Below are 20576 nucleotides of genomic sequence, written 5' to 3'. Positions count from 1 at the left end.
TGCGTAACCGCCCGGGGACCGTTCCACTGAATCCATGCTGACGCGAATCGACCACATCGGAATCGCCTGCCACGACCTCGACGCGACCGTGGAGTTCTACCGGGCCACCTACGGCTTCGAGGTGTTCCACTCCGAGGTCAACGAGGAGCAGGGTGTGCGCGAGGCCATGCTGAAGATCAACGAGACCTCGGACGGAGGCGCGTCCTACCTCCAGCTCCTCGAGCCGACCCGGGAGGACTCCACCGTCGCGAAATGGCTCGCGAAGAACGGCGAGGGGGTCCACCACATCGCCTTCGGTACGGCGGACGTCGACGGCGAGGCCGCCGCGATCAGGGACAAGGGCGTACGCGTGCTGTACGAAGAGCCCCGGCGCGGCTCCATGGGGTCACGAATCACCTTCCTGCACCCCAAGGACTGTCATGGCGTACTGACAGAACTGGTCACTTCGGCGCCCGTTGAGTCACCTGAGCACTGACCCACGTACATAAGGGCCGGTAGGGTTGGGTGCGGTCGCCGCTCGATCCAGGGCGATCGGGTCCTGCCGTCAGAAAGGTGACGACTGCCTCCGTTCGGGTGAGCGTCGCCGATTCTGACAGCAGGACGTACCGGGGTCCGGGTTTCGGGGGGCGAGCGCGGGGGTAGCAGCGCATGTTCCTCCGTTGATCTGACACCATTCCCCGGGGGTCCCGTCCGGCGGTTGGACAGGGCTCGGCCAGAGTTGCGACCAGGGGACGGATGGGACCGCGCAGTGCGGGGCTACGAGAGCCAGGAGCGAGAGCCGGCGGCTGACGTCGACCACCTCTCTCGGTTCGAAGCCGAGATGAAGCGGCTGAAGACCGAGCGGGAAAAGGCGATCCAGCATGCCGACGACCTCGGCTACCAGGTCGAGGTGCTGCGCGCCAAGTTGCACGAGGCGCGGCGCACCATCATGTCCCGGCCCGCTTACGAGGGCGGCGACATCGGCTACCAGGCCGAGCAGTTGCTGCGCAACGCGCAGGTGCAGGCCGACCAGCTCCGCGCGGACGCGGAGCGCGAGCTGAGCCAGGTGCGGGCGCAGACCCAGCGGATCCTCCAGGAGCACGCCGAGCAGGCGGCCCGGCTCCAGGCGGAGCTGCACCAGGAGGCGGTGACCCGGCGCCAGCAGCTCGACCAGGAGCTGGCGGAGCGCAGGCAGACCGTCGAGTCGCACGTCAACGAGAACGTGGCGTGGGCCGAGCAGGTGCGGGCCCGTTCCGAGCAGCAGGCCCGCCGGCTGCTCGACGAGTCCCGCGCGGAGGCCGAGCAGGCGCTGGCCGCCGCCCGCGCGGAGGCCGAGCGGGTGACCGCCGAGGCCCGTCACCGGCTGCGCAGCGACGCCGAGACGGCCCGCGCGGAGGCCGACCAGACGCTGCGCCGGGCCCGCGCGGACGCCGAGCGGCTGCTGGCCGCCGCCTCCACACAGGCGCAGGAGGCCACCGACCACGCCGAACAGGTGCGGTCGTCGACGGCCAGCGAGTCGGAGTCCACCCGCCGCGAGGCCCAGGAACTCACCAAGGCCGCCGAGCAGCGCATGACGGCCGCCGAGGAGGCGCTGCGCGAGGCGCGCGCCGAGGCGGACAAGGTGCTCGCCGAGGCGAAGGAGGCCGCGTCGAAGACGCTAACCTCCGCCGAGTCCGCCAACGAGACCCGTACGCGCACGGCCAAGGAGCAGGTCGCCCGGCTGGTCAGCGAGGCCACCAAGGAGGCCGAGACCACCAAGGCGGACGCCGAGCAGGTCGTCGCGGACGCCCGTGCCGAGGCGGAGAAGATCGTCGCGGAGGCCGCCGAGAAGGCCCGCGCGATCACTGCCGAGGAGAGTGCCACCCAGCTCTCCAAGGCGGCCCGGACCGCGGAGGACGTGCTCAACAAGGCGTCCGAGGAAGCCAAGCGGACCACCAGGGAGGCGGCCGAGGAGGCGGAGCGCATCCGCGCCGGGGCCGAGGCCGAGGCGGACCGGCTGCGCGCCGAGGCGCACGACATCGCCACGCAGCTCAAGGGCGCGGCGAAGGACGACACCAAGGAGTACCGCGCCAAGACGGTCGAGCTCCAGGAGGAGGCCCGCCGGCTGCGCGGCGAGGCCGAGCACCTGCGGGCCGACGCGGTCGCCGAGGGCGAGAAGATCCGCGCGGAGGCCCGTAAGCAGGCCGTGTCGCAGATCGAGGAGGCCGCCCGGTCCGCCGAGGAGCTGCTGGCCAAGGCCAAGGCGGACGCGGACGAGCTGCGTTCCACCGCGCAGACGGACAGCGAGAAGGTCCGTACCGAGGCCATAGAGCGCGCCACGACGCTGCGCCGGCAGGCCGAGGAGACGCTGGAGCGCACCCGCAAGGAGACGGAGCGGCACCGCGCGGAGGCCACCGAGCAGGCCGACGCGCTCAAGGAGGACGCCGAACGGGCCGCGCGCGAGGTCCACGAGGAGACCGAGCGGGCCGTCGCCGCGCGCCGCGCGGAGGCCGCCGAGGAGCTGACCCGGCTGCACACGGAGGCCGAGGAGCGGGTCGCCTCGGCCGAACAGGCGCTGAGCGACGCCCGCGATGAGGCGGGCCGTATCCGCCGGGAGGCCGCGGAGGAGGCCGAGCGGCTGCGCGCCGAGGCCGCGGAGCGGGGCCGAACGCTGCGGCAGCAGGCGGCGGCGGAGGCGGAGCGGCTGCGCGACGAGGCCGCGGCGGACGCGGCGGCGTCCCGCGCGGAGGGCGAGTCCGTGGCCGTGCAGCTGCGGTCGGATGCCTCGGCGGAGGCGGAGCGGCTGAAGTCGGAGGCGCAGGAGAGCGCCGACCGGATGCGGGCCGAGGCCCGGGCCGCCGCCGAGCGGCTCGGCGCGGAGGCGCAGGAGACGCTGGCGGGCGCACAGGAGGAGGCCGCCCGGCGCCGGCGCGAGGCCGAGGAGCTGCTGGGCGCGGCCCGCACGGAGGCCGACCAGGAGCGCGAGCGGGCCCGGGAGCAGAGCGAGGAGCTGCTGGCCTCGGCCCGCAAGCGGGTGGAGGAGGCGCAGACCGAGGCCGTACGGCTGGTCGAGGAGGCCGACCGGCGTGCCACCGAGATGGTGTCGGCGGCCGAGCAGAACGCCCAGCAGGTGCGGGACTCGGTCGCGGGGCTGCAGGAGCAGGCGCAGGACGAGATCGCCGGGCTGCGCCAGGCCGCCGAACACGCGGCGGAGCGCATGCAGCGCGAGGCGGAGGAGGAGTCGGACCGGGTCCGGGCCGACGCCTATGCCGAGCGGGAGCGGGCCGGCGAGGACGCCGGCCGGATGCGGCGCAAGGCGCAGGAGGAGACGGAGGCCGCCAAGGCACTCGCCGAGCGCACGGTGTCCGAGGCGATCACCGAGGCGGAGCGGGTCCGTTCGGAGGTCTCCGAGCAGAGCCTGCGGATGCGTACGGAGGCGTCGGACGCGGTCGCCGAGGCCGAGCAGAACGCGTCGCGCACCCGGGCCGAGGCCCGGGAGGACGCCAACCGGATCCGTTCGGACGCGGCGGCCCAGGTGGACACCCTCATCACCGAGGCGCGCGCGGAGGCGGAGCGGCTCACCGCGGAGACGATCACGGAGACCGACCGGCTGCGTACGGAGTCGGTGGCCAAGGCCGAGAAGCTGATCTCGGACGCGTCCGGCGACGCGGAGCGGCTGCGGGCCGAGGCGAGCCAGACGGTCGGTTCGGCGCAGCAGCACGCGGAGCGGGTCCGCGCCGAGTCCGCGCGGGTCAAGGCCGACGCGGAGCGGGAGGCGGAGCGGCTGGTGACGTCCGCGCGCGAGGAGGCCGAGCGGACCCTCGACGAGTCCCGCAAGGAGGCCAACAAGCGGCGTTCGGAGGCGGCCGAGCAGGTCGACACGCTCATCACGGAGACCGCCGCCGAGGCGGACAAGCTGCTCACGGAGGCGCAGCAGCAGGCGCAGAAGGCCACCGCGGACGCGGAGGCCCAGGCCGACTCGATGGTCGGCGCGGCCCGCACGGAGGCCGACCGGCTCGTCGCCGAGGCGACGGTCGAGGGCAACTCCCGGGTGGAGAAGTCCCGTACGGACGCGGACGAGCTGCTGGTCGGGGCCCGCCGGGACGCGACCCGGATCAGGGAGCGCGCCGAGGAGCTGCGGGACCGGATCACCCGTGAGATCGAGGAGCTGCACGAGCGGGCCCGTCGTGAGGCGGCCGAGACGATGAAGTCCACCGGCGACCGCTGCGACGCGCTGATCAAGGCGTCCGAGGAGCAGCTGGTCAAGGCGCAGGCGAAGGCCAAGGAGATCGTGTCCGAGGCCAACTCCGAGGCGGGCAAGGTGCGTATCGCCGCGGTGAAGAAGGCCGAGGGTCTCCTGAAGGAGGCCGAGCAGAAGAAGGCCACGCTGGTCAAGGAGGCCGAGGAGCTGAAGGCCGAGGCGATCCGCGAGGCGCGGGCCACGGTCGAGGAGGGCAAGCGCGAGCTGGAGGTCCTGATGCGGCGGCGTGAGGACATCAACGCCGAGATCTCGCGTGTCCAGGACGTCCTGGAGGCGCTGGAGTCGTTCGAGACACCGGGCAGCGGCAAGGACCACGGGATGAAGGCGGCCGCGGCGGCCGGTCCACCCGGCCAGCGGGGCAAGTCTTCGGACAGTTAGGATCCATGGCAGCGAACCGGGCAAAAATCTTCGATGATGTGAGAAACCCCCCGTCGGCAGGTGAAATCCCTTGCCGGTCAGGGGGTTTGAGCATGCACTTGGCAAGCACTCCGGGGCTCAGCCACCCAAAAGGGGTGTCATTCTCCGTATCAAACGTGCATCCGCTCGATGACACAGCGCTTCGGCCCCTAGGATTCCCCCTATCACCTCACCGGTCTCATTTGACAGGAACCCCATGAGCGACACTTCCCCCTACGGCTTCGAGCTTGTGCGGCGTGGATACGACCGCGCTCAGGTGGACGAACGCATCTCCAAGCTCGTCTCCGACCGTGACAGTGCTCTCGCCCGCATCACCGCTCTGGAAAAGCGCATCGAAGAGCTCCACCTCGAGACGCAGAACGCCCAGGCCCAGGTCACCGACGCCGAGCCGTCGTATGCGGGTCTCGGCGCGCGCGTGGAGAAGATCCTGCGTCTGGCCGAGGAGGAGGCGAAGGACCTCCGTGAGGAGGCCCGTCGCGCGGCCGAGCAGCACCGCGAGCTCGCCGAGTCCGCTGCCCAGCAGGTGCGCAACGACGCGGAGTCGTACTCCGCCGAGCGCAAGGCCAAGGCCGAGGACGACGGCGTCCGGCTCGTCGAGAAGGCGCAGAGCGAGGCCGCGCAGCTGCGGTCGGACGCGCAGAAGGACGCCCAGTCCAAGCGTGAGGAGGCGGACGCACTCTTCGAGGAGACCCGCGCGAAGGCCGCGCAGGCCGCCGCCGACTTCGAGACGAACCTCGCCAAGCGCCGCGAGCAGTCCGAGCGTGATCTGGCGTCGCGTCAGGCCAAGGCCGAGAAGCGTCTCGCCGAGATCGAGCACCGGGCGGAGCAGCTGCGCCTGGAGGCCGAGAAGCTGCGCACGGACGCCGAGCGCCGGGCCCGCCAGACGGTGGAGACCGCCCAGCGCCAGGCCGAGGACATCGTGGCCGACGCCAACGCCAAGGCCGACCGGATCCGTTCGGAATCCGAGCGGGAGCTGGCCGCGCTGACCAACCGCCGCGACTCCATCAACGCCCAGCTGACCAACGTCCGCGAGATGCTGGCGACGCTCACGGGCGCCGCGGTGGCCGCGGCCGGTTCGCCGGCCGAGGAGGAGAGCACCTCCCGCGGGGTCCCGGCTCAGCAGACCCGGTGACCGGTAGACCCGGTGACCGGTAGACCCGGTGACCGGCGGTTCCGGTGACTGGCCGGAATACGTTGGCTGAACATCGGCGAAGCCCTCTGCCACTAAAGTGGCAGAGGGCTTTGTCCCGTTCTAGCGTGGCGGCATGATCGAGCTCGAGGGGCTGACCAAGCGGTACGGCGAGAAGGTGGCGGTCAACAATCTGACGTTCACCGTCAGACCGGGTATCGTCACGGGCTTCCTCGGTCCCAACGGCGCGGGCAAGTCCACCACCATGCGGATGATGCTGGGCCTGGACCGGCCCACCGCGGGTGACGTCCGGATCGACGGCGAGCACTACGACCGGCTCAAGGACCCGCTGAAGTACATCGGCGCCCTGCTCGACGCCAAGGCCGTGCACGGCGGCCGCAGCGCCTTCAACCACCTGTTGTGCCTCGCCCAGAGCAACGGCATCCCCCGGCAGCGGGTGCACGAGGTACTGGACACGGTGGGGCTGTCGTCGGTGGCGGGGAAGAAGGCCAAGGGGTTCTCGCTCGGCATGGGCCAGCGGCTCGGCATCGCCGGCGCGCTGCTCGGCGACCCGCGCATCCTGATGTTCGACGAGCCGGTCAACGGGCTCGACCCCGAGGGCATCCACTGGATCCGCACCCTGATGAAAACGCTGGCGGCGCAGGGCCGCACGGTCTTCGTCTCCTCCCACCTGATGAGCGAGATGGCGCTGACGGCGGACCATCTGGTCGTCATCGGGCAGGGCCGGCTGCTCGCCGACACCTCCATGGCCGATTTCATCGCGCACAACTCCCGCGCGTACGTCCGGATCCGCTCCCCGCAGCGGGAGCGGCTGCTGGACGTGCTGCGCGGGGCCGGCATCACGGTCGTGGAGAGCGGGGGCGCGACGCTGGAGGTGGACGGCACCGGGGCGGAGCGGATCGGGGAGCTGGCGGCCCGGCACCAGCTGGTGCTGCACGAGCTGAGCCCGCAGCAGGCCTCCCTGGAGGAGGCGTTCATGCAGTTGACCGCGGAGTCGGTGGAGTACCACGCGCACTCCGACGCGCCCGCGTCCCCGCGTCAGTGGGGCGACGGGCAGCAGTGGGGCGACGGCTGGAAGAAGGACTGAGCATGGCGGCGGCGCAGGTCATCCGGTCCGAATGGACCAAGATCCGGTCGGTGGCGTCCACCATGTGGACACTCTCCCTGGCGGTGGTCGTCACCGTCGCGCTCGGCATACTGATCTCGGCGCTGTCGGCGAACGAGTTCGACACCATGGGTGCCCGGAACCGGACCGCCTTCGACCCGACGTTCATCAGCTTCGCGGGGATGGGTCTCGGCCAGTTGGCCATGATCGTGTTCGGGGTGCTGGTGGTGTCCAACGAGTACAGCACCGGCATGATCCGCACCTCGCTGGCCGCCGTGCCGCAACGGGGCGGCTTCCTGGCCGGCAAGCTCGGGGTGGCGACCGCGCTCGCGCTCGTCGTGAGCATGGCCACCAGCTTCGCCGCCTTCTTCCTCGGGCAGGCGATGCTCGGCGAGCACAAGGCGTCCCTCGGGGACGACGGCGTGCTGCGGGCCGTGCTCGGCGGCGGCCTGTACATGACCCTGATCGCGGTGTTCTCGATGGGCGTCGCCACGATGCTGCGCTCCCCGATGCTGTCGCTGGGCATCCTGATGCCGTTCTTCTTCCTGATCTCCAACATCCTGGGCAATGTCGACGCGACGAAGAAGATCGGCCGGTTCCTGCCGGATCAGGCGGGCAGCAGGATCATGCGGGTGGTGCCGCCGCTCGACGACGACACCCCGTACGGGCCCTGGGGCGGGCTCGGCATTATGGTGCTGTGGGTGATCGTGGCGCTCGCCGGCGGCTACCTGGTGCTGAAGAAGCGCGACGCGTAGAAGACGCGGAGGAGCGCTGAGGGGCGGGGAGGGGCGGGCCGGTTTTTACCTCGCCTTGGGCGGAACCGTCAGCCTCTCGATATCCTCCTAACCCTTACGGGGGCGTGCGCCCCCGTTGTCCTGAACCTCTCGATGGGGCGGAGCATGATCGAGGCAGTCGGCCTGACCAAGCGGTACGGCGACAAAACCGCTGTGTACAACCTTTCTTTCCAGGTGCGGCCCGGCGCCGTCACCGGTTTCCTGGGCCCCAACGGCTCGGGCAAGTCGACGACGATGCGGATGATCCTCGGTCTCGACAACCCCACCGCGGGCCACGTCACGATCGGCGGCTATCCCTACCGCAGGCTGCCCAACGCCGCCCGGCAGGTCGGCGCGCTGCTGGACGCCAAGGCGGTGCACGGCGGCCGGTCCGCGCGCAACCATCTGCTGAGCCTGGCCCAGTTGTCCGGCATCCCGGCCCGCCGGGTGGACGAGGTGCTGGGTGTGGTCGGGCTGCACGAGGTGGCGGGGCGGCGCTCCAAGGGCTTCTCCCTGGGCATGGGCCAGCGGCTCGGCATCGCCGCCGCGCTGCTCGGCGACCCCCAGGTGCTGCTGTTCGACGAGCCGGTCAACGGCCTCGACCCCGAGGGCATCCTCTGGGTGCGCAACCTGATGAAGTCGCTCGCCGCGGAGGGCCGTACGGTCTTCGTCTCGTCCCACCTGATGAGCGAGATGGCGCTGACCGCCGACCACCTCATCGTGATCGGGCGGGGGCAACTGCTGTCCGACATGAGCGTGAAGGACTTCATCTCCGCGAACTCCGCCGACTTCGCACGGGTGCGCACCCCGGACACCGAGCCGCAGCAGCGCGAGAAGCTGTCCGCCGCGCTCACCGAGGCGGGCGGCAGTGTGCTGCCCGAGCAGGACGGCGCGCTGCGGGTGACGGGACTGCCGCTGGCCCGCCTGAGCGACATCGCCCACGAGGCCGGCGTACGGCTGTGGGAGCTGTCACCGCACCAGGCCTCGCTGGAGGAGGCGTACATGCGGATGACGCAGGGCGTGGTCGACTACCGCTCGACCACCGACCAGAAGGAGGGGTTCCAGGAGCCTCTCCCGCCGGGCGCGCAGCCGCCGGTGCAGGTGCCGGGCCAGGGCCAGCCCGGCTGGTACGCCCCGCCGCCGCCCCAGCAGGGCGGTCAGCACTTCGCGGCGGCGCCGGGCGCACCGCGGCAGGCCCCGACGGGCCCGTACGGCGCTCCGGGCACCCCTGGAGCGGCTCCGGGCGCACCGGTGGCCCCGGTGGCCAACCCGTACGCCCAGCCCGTGCCGCAGCCCGTGTCACAGCCCGTGTCGCAGCCCGGCCCGGGCGCCGCTGTGGCCGCTCCCCCGTCGGCCGCCCCGGCAGCCGCTCCGGCCGCGTCGCCGGCCGCCCCCGCCGGCCCGGCCGGCTCCGACGTGACCAAGCCCGAGGACGCCCGATGAGCACGCCCCAGCCCCCGACACAGCCGGCCGCGCCCGTATGGGAGGCGGCGGCGCCCGGCGCCGCACACCCCGCCTCCGGCGCCATGCGTCCCGGTTACGCCTCGCCGATCCCGGTGGTGCGCACCCACTTCGGGCACGCGCTCGCCTCCGAGTGGACGAAGATCAAGTCGGTGCGCTCCACGATGTGGACGCTGGGCGTGTTCGTGCTGCTCGTCGTCGGCGTCGGCCTGCTGACCGGTCTGGTGGTGGCGAGCACCGAGTCGGACCTCGGCGGCGAGTCCGCGCTGTCCCTGGGCTTCTTCGGCCTGCTCCTGGGCAGCATGTGCGTCATCACGCTGGGGGTGCTGACCACGGCCTCGGAGTACGGCACCGGCATGATCCGCACGACCATGGTCGCCTGCCCCTCGCGCGGGCGGGTGCTCCTGGCGAAGGCCCTGGTGTTCTTCCTGGTCGCGTTCGTGGTGACGCTGCTGTCCGCCACGTCCGTCGCGTTCCTGCACGTGGCGATACTGGAGGGCAACAACGCGGGGGAACCCACCGGGAGCGAGTGGCTGAAGGCCACCGTCGGCATCTCCCTCTACATCGCGCTGCTCGGCACGCTCTCGCTGGCCATCGGCTCGATCGTCCGGCACTCGGCGGGCGCCATCACCCTCATGATCGGCGCCCTGCTCGCCCCCCTGGTGATCGCGATGTTCATGTTCGCCTCCTCGCTGGAGGACGTGCGCACCGCGCTGTTCGAGTACTCCATCCCGAACCAGCTGAGCATCTTCTACGCCAACTCCCTCAGCTCGTCCGGCCCGTCCGGCTGGGACCCGCTGTGGATCATGACCGGGCTCACGGCCGTGGTGCTCGGCGGCGCCTTCGCGCTGCTCGGCAAGCGGGACGTATAGAACCGGTCCGGGGCCCCGCCCCGGACCGCGAGGGCCCGGCGGCCCTCAGAACCTCGGCGCGTTACGGGACCGCTGCACCCGCGTGGTGCGGCGGTCCCTGGCGTTCCAGCAGGCCTTGTGCCAGTGCCGGCGGTCGTCGACCCCCGCGTGCCCCGGCCAGGCCACCACGTGCGGCACCCCGTCCGGAATCAACTGGTCGCAGCCGGGGCAGCGGTACGCCTTGCCCTGGGCGCTGGCCCCCGCCACGTGCCGTACGTTCCACTCCTCGTCCTGCCAGTCCTCCGTGGACTGCCAGCCGCCGTAGCGCCGGGACCCGTCCTCCTCGGCGCTCCGGCCGGGCGAACCGGCTCCCTTGGCTCGGTTGCGACGCGGGGACACAGGACACCTCACGGGGCTATACAGGATGCAGGGACCGCATCCAGCCTACGCGGGGCGGGGCCGAGTACCCGTACGGAGGCAATCATCACAAGCTTCCCTTCACGACGGCGCAACATCCGCTCAGGAACCGCCCGTTCTGCAGACAATCCGCAAATTCCCCCCTCCCCACCGTGTCCTCGGCACGTGTCAGACGGTTATGCCCTGCGGGGGAGCTCCGGGTCGGAGCCAAGGAAGCAGGAAAGCGATGCGCGTGGGAAGTTTCGTGTTGGGTGCCCGGTTCCCCGGGCAGGGCGAAGGGGAGGCACTGCACCGAGCGGTCCGTTCCGCCGAACTGGCCGAGGAGGCGGGGCTGGACGCGGTCTGGCTGGGCGAGCACCACTTCGTGCCGTACGGCACCTGCCCGTCGGCGATCACCCTGGCGGCGTTACTGCTCGGCCGCACCCGCCGCATCCGGGTCGGGACGGCGGTGAGCGTGCTGCCCACCGTCCACCCGGTGGCGCTCGGCGAACAGGCCGCGCTGCTGCACATCACCAGCGGCGGACGGTTCTCGCTGGGCGTCGGGCGCGGCGGGCCGTGGGTCGACCTGGAGGTGTTCGGGGCCGGCCTGGAGGCGTACGAGCGGGGCTTCCCGGAATCGCTCGATCTGCTGGTGCGCTGGCTGCGCGAACCCTCCGTCGCGGCCGACGGGGAGCGGTACCGCTTCCGTGAGGTCCCCGTCGTCCCGCGCCCGTCGGAGGCTCTCACCGAGGCCGCGGGTCCCGAGGTGGTGGTCGCCTGCACCTCTCCGGCGAGTGTGCGGCTCGCCGCCGAGCGCGGGCTGCCGATGCTGCTCGGCATGCATGTCGGGGACGAGGAGAAGGCCGAGATGATCGCCCTGTGGCAGCGGCACGCCCGCGCGTGCGGGCGGCCGGTACCGGAGATCCGCCGCGCGTCCCACGTGTCGGCCGGTGTCTGCCAGATCGCCGACCGGCGCACCGACGCGGCGGAGTCGCTGCTGAAGGCGATGCCCGGCTGGCTGCGGCAGGGACTCGGGGCCCATGTCACGGTGGACGGGCGGGAGCGGCGGATGCGTGACCCGCTGGCCTACACCGAACTGCTCTGCGGACTGCACCCGGTGGGTACCCCGCGGCTGTGCGCGGACCGGCTCGCCGCGACCAGCGAGCGGACCGGCATCTCCCGGTTCGCGCTGCTCGTCGAGGGTTCCGGCGACCTCGCGGCGACCGAGGAGAACGTACGGCGGCTCGGCTCCGAGGTGATCCCCCGACTCGTCGACAGGTCCTGAACGAGTCGGAGGTTCGATGATGGCTTGCCGCCCCGGTACGAAAACCGTACATCCCGCGTACGGGACGGCAAGCGACCGACGTGGCGCGTCAGCAGTCGCGCAGTTCCGGCGACTGGTTCAGCAGCTGGCCCCGGACCGAGGTGAACTTGCCCAGCCTCTCGTCGACCGAGGGGTCCAGGGGGAACACGGCCACCCGGTGGCAGTTCTGGAAGGCCAGCCGGACACCGAAGTGCCGCTGCAGCGCTCCCCGGATCGCGTCACTCGCGAGCGCACGCAGCAGCTGACCGCGTGCCTGCTCGTCCGGCGGGGGCGTCTGGTTGTCGGCGAACTCTCCGCCGTCGACCTTCAGCTGGGCCACCAGGGAACTGATCATCTCCCACGCGTAGGGCAGGGAGGTCCGGACGCAGTCGACGAAGTCAGCTTCGTCGACCTCGCCTCGCTCGGCCTGTTCGAGTAGGGCCGGTGAGACGTCGAGCGACATGGGTTCTCCTCTCGCACCCCCGCGGTGCGGGGGTTGCCTGACAGATACGGGAGCTCGCAATTTCCGACACGCTGCGTGCACACATTGCGACCTCCCGTTCAATACCGTAAGCAACGGACCGTGACCGCACCAGGCGAATCCCCGGATGCGGGACTTCCCGTAGGCCGGTAATCGGCCATCGCCGAACACGCGTTTTCCAGGAGATACAGGACGCGTCTGGAGGGTCCCGAGGGGCTCCTGTGAGTCGGCCGCGAGGGCTGTGCGGCGGCTGCGCGGGACCTGTCGCGGCGCTGCGCGCGTGCGCCGGCGGGGTGCCCGCGAGGGCGAATCGCATCGACCCCGGCCCGTCGAGTAGCGTTGCCGACCATGCGTCTCGTCATTGCCCGCTGCTCCGTGGACTACGCCGGGCGGCTCACCGCGCACCTGCCCTCGGCACCCCGTCTGATCCTGGTCAAGGCGGACGGCAGTGTGTCGATCCATGCCGACGACCGGGCCTACAAGCCCTTGAACTGGATGTCGCCGCCCTGTGCCCTCAAGGAGGGCACCGGCGACGAGGAGGGGGTCTGGACCGTCGTCAACAAGGCGGGCGAGAAACTCATCATCACGATGGAGGAGATCCTCCACGACTCCTCGCACGAACTGGGGGTCGATCCCGGCCTGATCAAGGACGGCGTGGAAGCGCACCTCCAGGAACTGCTGGCGGACCGTATCGAAACGCTCGGCGAGGGCTACACCCTCATCCGCCGCGAATACATGACCGCCATCGGCCCCGTCGACATCCTCTGCCGCGACGCCGAGGGACGAACCGTCGCGGTGGAGATCAAGCGGCGTGGTGAGATCGACGGCGTCGAGCAGCTCACGCGCTATCTGGAGCTGCTGAACCGCGATCCGCATCTCGCCCCGGTGCGCGGTGTGTTCGCCGCCCAGGAGATCAAACCGCAGGCCCGGGTGCTCGCCACCGACCGGGGCATCGGCTGCCAGGTCCTCGACTACAACGCGATGCGGGGCATCGAGGACGACAAGCTGCGCCTGTTCTGACCGTTGCCGCGGTGCCCGGAGTCACGGCGTGCGCCGGACACCGCGGCACGCGCGAAGGGCCGGATCCCTCCCGGGAGTCCGGCCCTTCGCGCGTACGTCCGTCGGAGCACCGTACCCCGGCGGACTGCCGTCGTTCCTCAGATCACCGTCGTCCCGGAGCCGCTGGGCGTGCCCTCGTCGCCGCTCTGCGGGGCGCTCGCCGTACTGCTCGCCTGCGACTCCGTCTCGGCCGGGGTGGAGGGGGCGGGGCCGCTCGCCGAGTTGGACGTCTCCGGCGGCGGGGGCTCCTCGGTCGGCTCTGTGGGCTCGGTCGGCGGGTCGGTCGGCGGATCGGTCGGCGGATCGGTCGGCTCGGTCGGCTCGGTCGTGGGACCCGTCGGCTCGTTGGAGGTCGGCGGCTTGGTGGACGACGGCGGCGGCACGGTGGACTTCGTCGGGCCGGTACCGGTCGTCGGGTCGTCCGGCTCCTTCGTCCCGCTCGGGTCGTCCGAGGGCTCGCCCGACTCGCCGGCCGTCGGCGTCGGGTCGTCCGAGGTGCCGAGGGTGCCGTCCGGGCCGGGGTCGGTCGGCCGGCTGGTGGCGTCACCGGTGTCGCCGTTCTCGTCGGCCCGCGGGTCGGCGCCCAGACTGCCGTCGTCGATGCCCTGGCTCGCGGACGGGTTGACGCCGACGTCCCCCGACGGGGTGCCCGCGTCGTTCTCCGAGGTGGCGCCGAGGGTGACCACCGTGCCCAGCACGGCGACGAGCAGCGCGCCCGCGCCGGCCGCCACCAGGTTGCGCCGGGCCAGGCCCTTGAGTCCGCCGGCCACCCGGTACGCGGGCGCGGGCCGGGGCACGGGCGCGGTGCGGTGGACGATCAGCCCGGTGTCGGCGGGCGGCTGGAGTTCCGGGAAGGCCGTCGGCACCCCGCGGGGCGGCGACACCGACTCCTCGTAGTGGGCGTCGGGCACCTCCTCCCCCACGGTCGGCAGCAGCGCCATCGGGACGCCCGAGAGGTCGGCCACCAGGGCCAGCGCACGGCGTCCGGCGACGGTGCCGCGCTTGTCGGCGAGGGCTCCGCGCAGGCCGATGGAGGCCTCCAGCTCGGCGCGGGCACGGTCGAGGTCGCCGGTGCACAGGGCGTGGATGCCGAGTTCGTGGTGGAAATAGGCCTCCTCCGCCACGTCCCCGGCGTGCAGGGCGGCTTCGGCGCCGGCCCGCAGCGCCCGTTCCCAGGCGCTCCAGTGCAGGCCTGCGGCGAACGCGGGTGCCGCGGCGCGGGCCAGCCGCACGGCGGTGCTGGGTTCGCCCTCGCCGATGGCCGAGGTGAGCGGCGACAGCAGGCGGAGCGCGGCGAGCACGGCGTCGGCCTCGGCGCAGACCCGCTCCGGGGTGACCGAGGGATGCCCGGTCCACCAGGCGTAGTGCTGGGCGGCGGTACGGGCCTGTGCCTCGGCGTCGTCGGTGTACCCGGCGGCCTCCAGCTGGGCCGGCACACCGGCGGCGAGCCGGTAGCGGGGGCCGACGGCACAGACCAGTCCGCAGGCGGCCAGCTCACCGAGAGCGGCGTCGGCGTGGGTGTCGCCGACCAGCGCGGGCAGGTGTGCCTGGTGCGGGAGTTCGCCGCCGAGCGCGACGGCGAACCGCAGGGTGGCGCGGGCGGAGGTGCTGAGCCGGGAGGCGAGCAGCGGGGCGGGGGCGGCCGCTTCGCCGAGCGAGGGCAGCGGGATCTCGTCGCTCTCGACGGCGCCGTCGGGCAGGTTCTCGGGCGGGGTGTCCTCGAAGACACCGAACTCGTCGACGGCGCCGGCGCCGACGCGCAGCCGGTCGCGCTGCCGCAGCAGGGCGCCGGCCTGGACGAAGCGCAGCGGCAGGCCCTCGGACTCGAACCAGAGGTCGCCGGCCCAGTTCGACTCGTCCTCGGTGAGGGGCCGGCCGACGGCGTGCTCCAGCAGTTCCAGGCCGGCCGCGCGGTCGAGGCCCTCGAGGGTGATCTCCTCGATGCCGGAGCCGGCGGACGGGGCGGGCACGTCCGGGGTGGCGCCGAGCAGGAAGGCGCACTCGGGGGTGGCGTCCAGCAGTTCGTCGAGGGCGGCGCCGCCGAACCCGAGGTCGTCCAGGACGACGACCGCGCCGACCTCCCGCAGGCAGTCGGCCAGCTCGTCCCGGCCGGGACGGTGCAGGGGCGCGCCGTGGACGGCGTAGAAGAGGTCGTACAGCAGGTCGTCGCTGCTGCGGAGGTGGCCGTTCAGGCGGACGACGCCGTCGGGGGCGAGGTCCGCGCAGTCCTCGGCGACGGTGTCGAGCAGCCGGGTGCGGCCGGAGCCGGCGGGCCCGGTGAGCAGCACGGAGCGGCCGCGGGCGAGCAGCCGGGCCAGCTTCTCGCGCTCGTCCTGACGGGCCAGCAGCGGCAGCTCGGGCTGCGCGGGTCCCGGCGGGACGGGCGGCTGCGCGGCACTGGCGGTCCCGGCGCGCTCGGCCTCCGTCAGCTTCACCGGGCGGGCGGGCCGCTCGGCGGGCGGACAGGGCTCTATCTCGCTGCCGTCGACGGGGTTGACGGTGAGCAGGAAGTCACCGGAGACGAGCTGCACCGCGCGGGCGAGCGCGGGCGGTCCGAAGTCGGATGCGAGGGGATCCCTGGGCGGGCGCTGGCGCGGCGCGTGCCCGTCGCCGTCGCGACCGTACTCCTCGGGTCCCGGGTTGTTCGGGTCCATGGCTCCTAGCCCCCCAAAAGCGTTGTGTGCCTGGGTCCTGTCGTCGGACTTCCGACGTCGCTGCACACCGCGCTGTCGCTTCCGGTCCGGTCCTGCTCGAGGGTTGCAGGGCGGCGGGCAGCCGAACCCTGAACCTTCGCTCAGTATCTACGACAGCTCGGGGTACCGGGCGGTCCGGGACGTCACGGTCTCATGAGGATTGTGCGCGCGTCGCAGGTTCGCCGAGGTCGGCCCGGGTCCGCCCGTCCGCACTGTCCCGGCAGACGGCTCCCGTCCCCCACCTCATACACGGGGCAGCGTATCCACCCCGATACCTCCTTCGATCGCCAGGATCCGGTGCAGCCGGGTGGCCACCAACAGGCGCTGCATCTGCGGCGGTACGTCGCGCAGCACCAGACGCCGGCCGCAGCGGCCGGCCCGTCGGTGGGCTCCCATGATCACGCCGAGTCCGGTGGCGTCCCAGGAGTCCAGTTCGGACAGGTCCAGCAGCAGGTCGCCGGCTCCGTCATCGACGGCCGCGTGCAGGACCGTACGGGCGTCCGCCGCGCTGCGGACGTCGAGGCGGCCCCCGACGACCAGCTCGGCGTGGTCGCCCCTGATATGCATATGCGCTCCCCAGTGCGTGCGTCTCGTGCTCCACGTTTCGTGATGCCGGTGATGCAACCTCTGAACTGTGGTGATGCAACCTCTGACTGTGTGGAGCCCGCAGAGGTTGCCCCGTGTAAGCGAACCGATACCGAATTCACCCTGTCGTGTGACCGACCGGGGTGGTTCGGGATGATCAGTACGTGTAGAAGCCCTGCCCGCTCTTGCGTCCGATGTCACCGGCGTCAACCATCCGGCGCATCAGCTCGGGTGCGGCGAACTTCTCGTCCTGGGACTCGGTGTAGATGTTGCTGGTGGCGTGCAGCAGGATGTCCACGCCGGTCAGGTCCGCGGTGGCCAGCGGTCCCATGGCGTGACCGAAGCCCAGCTTGCAGGCCAGGTCGATGTCCTCGGCGCTCGCCACACCCGACTCGTGGAGCTTCGCGGCCTCGACGACGAGGGCGGAGATGAGACGGGTGGTCACGAAGCCGGCCACATCGCGGTTGACGACGATGCAGGTCTTGCCGACCGACTCGGCGAACTCCCTTGCGGTGGCGAGGGTTTCGTCACTGGTCTTGTAGCCGCGAACCAGTTCGCACAGCTGCATCATCGGTACCGGCGAGAAGAAGTGGACGCCCACGACCCGCTCCGGGCGCCGCGTCGCGGCCGCGATCTTGGTGATCGGGATGGCGGAGGTGTTGGAGGCGAGAACGGCGTCGTCGCGCACGATTCCGTCCAGGGCACGGAAGATCTCGTGCTTGACCTCGAGCTTCTCGAAGACCGCCTCGACCACGACGTCCGCGTCGGCGCAGGCGTCCAGGTCGGTGGTCGCGGTGATCCGGGCGAGGGCCGCGTCGACGTCGTGGGCCTCGAGTTTGCCCTTGCTCACGAACTTGTCGTACGACGACTTGATCCCGTCGGTGCCGCGCGTGAGCGCCTCGTCGGTGACGTCGCGCAGAACGACGTCCCAGCCCGCCTGGGCGGAGACCTGGGCGATTCCGGACCCCATGAGGCCGGCCCCGATGACGGCGAGCTTCCGTGCCACTGTGCGACTCCCCTTCGAAACGCTCACGCACTGTTCATGTCTGTCACTCGCGGACATTAGCGTCCGCGGACGGGTGTGTGAGGGGTTAGTAATGCGTGTCACGTCTCACGCAGTGAGATGCCCATCACTCCCGGCGCTTCCGGGCCCCCCGGGGTCGCCGGCCCGCGCGGCGAAGCCGACCGTCGGCGGCCGACAAGGTCCGCTCCGCCTCCTCCCTGTCATCAACTTCCGGCATTCGTACGTGAGTTGTTGACGCGCGTAGCACTGTGCCGCACGCTGGTCGACGGATGCCGTCCGGGCGGGCGGCACCGCTCCATCCAGCGACGGACGGCCGGGAGGCCACAATGCCGAGACGCGCGACACGCACCCTCCTCTCATTTGTCATGGTCATGGCGGGTATGGTCCTCGGAGTAAGTGCCACCGCCGGCACGGCGTACGCCGACGACTGCTACACCTGGAACCGCACCCTGTCCCAGGGCTCCTCCGGCAGCGATGTGACGCAGCTGCAGATCCGGGTCGCCGGCTGGGTGACCTCGGGCGAGCGGCTCTCCTACGACGGCCAGTACGGTGCCCGCACCGCCGCCGCCGTCAAGAAGTTCCAGTCGGCGTACGGACTGCCCGCCGACGGCGTCGCCGGTCCGCAGACCTTCAGCAAGATCTACGCGCTCCAGGACGCCGACTGCACGCCCCTCCACTTCAGCTACGCCGAACTCAACAAGTGCAACTCCACCTGGTCGGGCGGCGCGGTCCCGGCGGCCACCGCCAAGACGAACGCCCTGAAAACCATGTGGAAGCTGGAGGCGATGCGGCACGCGCTCGGTGACGTGCCGATCACCATCTCCAGCGGCTTCCGCTCCTACGCCTGCAACAGCGCGGTCGGCGGCTCGTCGACCAGCCGTCACCTCTACGGCGACGCGGCCGACCTCGTCGGCTCGCCGAGCTTCTGCACCCTCGCCCGGCAGTCCAGGACCCATGGCTTCTCCGAGATCCTCGGCCCCGGCTACCCCGGCCACAACGACCACACCCACGTGGCCTTCGACCCGTCACCGTACTGGTCCGCACCCAGCTGCGGGATCTGACACGGCACCTCGCCCCACGCGGGACCGGCCGTCACGGCGGGCCCCCACGCACACCGGATCCGCCCGCCTGCCGGGCCGCCCGGCCGTGGTGCCCGCCGTGACGGTCGGCACACCGGTGTCCGGACGGCCGGGGCGTCACTAGGCTGACCTCATGGTCAACCTGACACGTATCTACACGAAGACCGGCGACAAGGGCACCACGAACCTCGGTGACATGAGCCGGGTCGCCAAGACCGACCTGCGCATCGCCGCTTACGCCGACGCCAACGAGGCGAACGCGGTGATCGGCACCGCGATCGCGCTGGGCTCTCTCGACGAGGAGGTCGTCAAGGTCCTCACCCGCGTGCAGAACGACCTGTTCGACGTGGGCGCCGACCTGTCGACACCGGTCGTGGAGAACCCGGCGTATCCGCCGCTGCGGGTCGAGCAGTTCTACGTGGACCGGCTGGAGACGGACTGCGACCACTTCAACGAGCGGCTGGAGAAGCTGCGCTCCTTCATCCTCCCGGCAGGCACGGCGGGCGCCGCCCTCCTCCACCAGGCCTGCACGGTGGTCCGCCGCGCGGAGCGCTCCACCTGGGCGGCCCTGGAGGTGCACGGCGACACCATGAACCCCCTCGCCGCCACCTACCTCAACCGCCTCTCCGACCTCCTCTTCATCCTGGCCCGCATCGCCAACAAGGAGACCGGCGACGTGCTGTGGGTGCCGGGCGGGGAGCGCTAGCACCCGCCGACCTTTCCCGGGGGAGCGGAACAGAAGCCGTCACCGCCGTCAGCCCGTGTGCCCGGAACCGAGTGGTTCCTGATCACACAGGCCGATGGCAGCACCGATCGTTCAGCCCTCCGCACCTCCGAGGAAAGCACCCCAGGCGGAAGGGGAGACGGCGAACCGGGGCCCGTCCTGCTGCTTGGAGTCGCGTACGTGCACGGCTCCGGGGGCGTACGCGACCTCCACGCAACTGTCGCCCTCGGATCCGCTGTAGCTGCTCTTGAACCAGTCCAGCCCGTTGACGGTGTTCATAGCGCTCCTCGCATCCTCTGCAACAACTCGACCGAGTCCGCCGGGGACAGGGCCTGCGAGCGCATCTTGGCATAGCGCATCTGCATCACGCTCACCGCTTCTCGGCCGGACACCAACTGTCCGGTCTTCTGCCCCTCCGCGTACCCGACCCACTGGCGTTCCGGGGTCTCCAGGAGTTGCATCGGCCCGTCCGTGCCCGCGTGGTACGGCTGCCGCAGCGGCATGATCTGCAGTTCCACGTTCCACTGTTCCGTGCAGGTGAGGAGGTGGCCGAGCAGCTCGCGGGTGACCGCCTCGCCTCCCGTGTGCCGCAGCAGCACCGACTCCTCGACGATGAAGCTGAACGCGATCGGCGGCTCCCGGCGCAGCAGGTCCTGCCGCGCCCGCCGTGCGGCGATCCGCTGCTCGAGTTGTTCCTGGGAGGGTGGGGGCGGCACGTTGAGCATGACCGCCCGGGTGTACGCCTCGGTCTGGAGCAGTCCGGGCACCACCCGGCACTCGTACGTGCACAGACCGACCGAGGTCTCCTCCAGCTGAGCCCACTCCCGGAACCACACCGCCAGGCCCCGCTGCCGCCCGACGTGCCGGACCATGGCCCGCAGCACCCCGAACGCCTCCAGCTCCTCCTCCGCCCGCTCGACGAACACCGCGGTCGGCATCCGCCGCCCCTGCTCGACCGAGGCGACGGAGGCGTGCGAGTAGTTGAGCCGTTCGGCGAGCTGCTCCTGGGTGAGCAGGGCCCGTTCCCGGAACGTCTTCAGTGCCGCACCGAACGCCTTGAGACTGTCGGACGACTCGACTGCTGTACTGCTGCTGTTCGCCATGGACGACGACCCCCTTGTCGCGCTTGCGGCACACCGTGCAGCCGTACAACGGTCCAATGGCCGGGCGGGGTTACGTGCGAGACCCGGCCGCAACCCGTACAAGCAGGCGTGTACGGGCCAGGACGCCCACTGGCCGTATCCCCGACCAACAGA

General features: G+C 71.5%; 18 protein-coding genes. 11 read left to right on the top strand and 7 right to left on the bottom strand.

All coding sequences use genetic code 11. The annotated features are described in order from the left end of the window. Positions 1 to 34: 34 nt before the first annotated feature. The 7 genes from mce to V4Y04_RS25745 all read left to right on the top strand — a co-directional run bounded on the left by mce (position 35) and on the right by V4Y04_RS25745 (position 9997). Positions 35 to 475: a methylmalonyl-CoA epimerase gene (gene mce, locus V4Y04_RS25775; RefSeq protein WP_332430700.1), complete on the top strand. Its 441-nt coding sequence runs from the start codon at positions 35 to 37 to the stop codon at positions 473 to 475. A gap of 273 nt (positions 476 to 748) precedes the next feature. Continuing rightward, positions 749 to 4597 (top strand): polarized growth protein Scy, encoded by a 3849-nt coding sequence (gene scy / locus V4Y04_RS25770; protein ID WP_332430698.1) that lies wholly within the window; start codon positions 749 to 751, stop codon positions 4595 to 4597. A 235-nt stretch (positions 4598 to 4832) separates the two neighbouring features. Further along, positions 4833 to 5768, top strand: coding sequence for a cellulose-binding protein (locus V4Y04_RS25765; protein ID WP_332430697.1), 936 nt, complete (start codon positions 4833 to 4835; stop codon positions 5766 to 5768). A 133-nt stretch (positions 5769 to 5901) separates the two neighbouring features. Further along, positions 5902 to 6873, top strand: coding sequence for an ABC transporter ATP-binding protein (locus V4Y04_RS25760; RefSeq protein ID WP_332430696.1), 972 nt, complete (start codon positions 5902 to 5904; stop codon positions 6871 to 6873). A gap of 2 nt (positions 6874 to 6875) precedes the next feature. Next, complete coding sequence (locus tag V4Y04_RS25755; RefSeq protein ID WP_332430695.1) at positions 6876 to 7646, top strand: ABC transporter permease; 771 nt, start codon at positions 6876 to 6878, stop codon at positions 7644 to 7646. Between the two features lie 144 nt (positions 7647 to 7790). Then, the gene (locus V4Y04_RS25750; protein WP_332430694.1) at positions 7791 to 9107 is read left to right on the top strand and encodes an ABC transporter ATP-binding protein; all 1317 of its coding nucleotides are present in this window, start codon (positions 7791 to 7793) and stop codon (positions 9105 to 9107) included. Continuing rightward, complete coding sequence (locus tag V4Y04_RS25745; RefSeq protein WP_332430693.1) at positions 9104 to 9997, top strand: ABC transporter permease; 894 nt, start codon at positions 9104 to 9106, stop codon at positions 9995 to 9997. Before V4Y04_RS25750 ends, V4Y04_RS25745 begins: the two co-directional genes overlap by 4 nt. Before the next feature lie 45 nt (positions 9998 to 10042). Here V4Y04_RS25745 and V4Y04_RS25740 read toward each other — a convergent pair whose 3' ends face one another. Continuing rightward, positions 10043 to 10375 carry an ATP/GTP-binding protein gene (locus V4Y04_RS25740; RefSeq protein WP_332430692.1) on the bottom strand — a complete coding sequence of 111 codons (333 nt, stop codon included), beginning with the start codon at positions 10373 to 10375 and terminating at the stop codon, positions 10043 to 10045. A 244-nt stretch (positions 10376 to 10619) separates the two neighbouring features. Between V4Y04_RS25740 and V4Y04_RS25735 the strand changes: the two genes are divergently transcribed. Continuing rightward, complete coding sequence (locus V4Y04_RS25735) at positions 10620 to 11657, top strand: LLM class flavin-dependent oxidoreductase (RefSeq protein WP_332430691.1); 1038 nt, start codon at positions 10620 to 10622, stop codon at positions 11655 to 11657. Between the two features lie 88 nt (positions 11658 to 11745). Here V4Y04_RS25735 and V4Y04_RS25730 read toward each other — a convergent pair whose 3' ends face one another. Further along, entirely contained in the window at positions 11746 to 12138 is a 393-nt protein-coding gene (locus V4Y04_RS25730; protein WP_332430690.1) for an SCO5389 family protein, read from the bottom strand. 366 nt (positions 12139 to 12504) lie between these two features. Here V4Y04_RS25730 and nucS point away from each other — a divergent pair, with 366 nt between their 5' ends. Further along, the gene (gene nucS / locus V4Y04_RS25725) at positions 12505 to 13176 is read left to right on the top strand and encodes an endonuclease NucS (RefSeq protein WP_332430688.1); all 672 of its coding nucleotides are present in this window, start codon (positions 12505 to 12507) and stop codon (positions 13174 to 13176) included. A 137-nt stretch (positions 13177 to 13313) separates the two neighbouring features. On the opposite strand, the gene V4Y04_RS25720 is transcribed toward nucS, so the two are convergent. The 3 genes from V4Y04_RS25720 to V4Y04_RS25710 form a co-directional block, all read right to left on the bottom strand. Continuing rightward, positions 13314 to 15869 carry an ATP-binding protein gene (locus tag V4Y04_RS25720; protein WP_332430687.1) on the bottom strand — a complete coding sequence of 852 codons (2556 nt, stop codon included), beginning with the start codon at positions 15867 to 15869 and terminating at the stop codon, positions 13314 to 13316. A gap of 282 nt (positions 15870 to 16151) precedes the next feature. Further along, positions 16152 to 16475, bottom strand: coding sequence for an STAS domain-containing protein (locus tag V4Y04_RS25715; protein WP_332430686.1), 324 nt, complete (start codon positions 16473 to 16475; stop codon positions 16152 to 16154). A gap of 175 nt (positions 16476 to 16650) precedes the next feature. Then, positions 16651 to 17499 (bottom strand): 3-hydroxyacyl-CoA dehydrogenase family protein, encoded by an 849-nt coding sequence (locus V4Y04_RS25710; protein ID WP_332430685.1) that lies wholly within the window; start codon positions 17497 to 17499, stop codon positions 16651 to 16653. A 344-nt stretch (positions 17500 to 17843) separates the two neighbouring features. Here V4Y04_RS25710 and V4Y04_RS25705 point away from each other — a divergent pair, with 344 nt between their 5' ends. Next, positions 17844 to 18578, top strand: coding sequence for a D-Ala-D-Ala carboxypeptidase family metallohydrolase (locus tag V4Y04_RS25705; protein WP_332430684.1), 735 nt, complete (start codon positions 17844 to 17846; stop codon positions 18576 to 18578). A 151-nt stretch (positions 18579 to 18729) separates the two neighbouring features. Beyond that, positions 18730 to 19302, top strand: coding sequence for a cob(I)yrinic acid a,c-diamide adenosyltransferase (locus V4Y04_RS25700; RefSeq protein ID WP_332430683.1), 573 nt, complete (start codon positions 18730 to 18732; stop codon positions 19300 to 19302). A 111-nt stretch (positions 19303 to 19413) separates the two neighbouring features. On the opposite strand, the gene V4Y04_RS25695 is transcribed toward V4Y04_RS25700, so the two are convergent. Then, positions 19414 to 19599 carry a DUF397 domain-containing protein gene (locus V4Y04_RS25695; protein WP_332430682.1) on the bottom strand — a complete coding sequence of 62 codons (186 nt, stop codon included), beginning with the start codon at positions 19597 to 19599 and terminating at the stop codon, positions 19414 to 19416. Then, positions 19596 to 20423 (bottom strand): helix-turn-helix domain-containing protein, encoded by an 828-nt coding sequence (locus V4Y04_RS25690; protein ID WP_332430681.1) that lies wholly within the window; start codon positions 20421 to 20423, stop codon positions 19596 to 19598. The genes V4Y04_RS25695 and V4Y04_RS25690 overlap by 4 nt, the downstream gene beginning before the upstream one ends. Positions 20424 to 20576: the final 153 nt, after the last annotated feature.

It is taken from the genome of Streptomyces sp. P9-A2 (assembly GCF_036634175.1).
Classification (GTDB): domain Bacteria; phylum Actinomycetota; class Actinomycetes; order Streptomycetales; family Streptomycetaceae; genus Streptomyces; species Streptomyces pratens.
This window is presented reverse-complemented; position numbering and strand designations above follow the sequence as displayed.

Bases quoted from the DNA above. Each gene is read 5' to 3' on its own strand.
- mce (WP_332430700.1), top strand. From the start codon at position 35: ATGCTGACGCGAATCGACCACATCGGAATCGCCTGCCACGACCTCGAC.
- V4Y04_RS25705 (WP_332430684.1), top strand. From the start codon at position 17,844: ATGCCGAGACGCGCGACACGCACCCTCCTCTCATTTGTCATGGTCATG.
- V4Y04_RS25690 (WP_332430681.1), bottom strand. From the start codon at position 20,423: ATGGCGAACAGCAGCAGTACAGCAGTCGAGTCGTCCGACAGTCTCAAG.
- V4Y04_RS25695 (WP_332430682.1), bottom strand. From the start codon at position 19,599: ATGAACACCGTCAACGGGCTGGACTGGTTCAAGAGCAGCTACAGCGGA.
- V4Y04_RS25735 (WP_332430691.1), top strand. From the start codon at position 10,620: ATGCGCGTGGGAAGTTTCGTGTTGGGTGCCCGGTTCCCCGGGCAGGGC.
- V4Y04_RS25715 (WP_332430686.1), bottom strand. From the start codon at position 16,475: ATGCATATCAGGGGCGACCACGCCGAGCTGGTCGTCGGGGGCCGCCTC.
- V4Y04_RS25745 (WP_332430693.1), top strand. From the start codon at position 9,104: ATGAGCACGCCCCAGCCCCCGACACAGCCGGCCGCGCCCGTATGGGAG.
- V4Y04_RS25755 (WP_332430695.1), top strand. From the start codon at position 6,876: ATGGCGGCGGCGCAGGTCATCCGGTCCGAATGGACCAAGATCCGGTCG.
- V4Y04_RS25760 (WP_332430696.1), top strand. From the start codon at position 5,902: ATGATCGAGCTCGAGGGGCTGACCAAGCGGTACGGCGAGAAGGTGGCG.
- V4Y04_RS25720 (WP_332430687.1), bottom strand. From the start codon at position 15,869: ATGGACCCGAACAACCCGGGACCCGAGGAGTACGGTCGCGACGGCGAC.
- V4Y04_RS25730 (WP_332430690.1), bottom strand. From the start codon at position 12,138: ATGTCGCTCGACGTCTCACCGGCCCTACTCGAACAGGCCGAGCGAGGC.
- V4Y04_RS25765 (WP_332430697.1), top strand. From the start codon at position 4,833: ATGAGCGACACTTCCCCCTACGGCTTCGAGCTTGTGCGGCGTGGATAC.
- V4Y04_RS25700 (WP_332430683.1), top strand. From the start codon at position 18,730: ATGGTCAACCTGACACGTATCTACACGAAGACCGGCGACAAGGGCACC.
- nucS (WP_332430688.1), top strand. From the start codon at position 12,505: ATGCGTCTCGTCATTGCCCGCTGCTCCGTGGACTACGCCGGGCGGCTC.
- V4Y04_RS25750 (WP_332430694.1), top strand. From the start codon at position 7,791: ATGATCGAGGCAGTCGGCCTGACCAAGCGGTACGGCGACAAAACCGCT.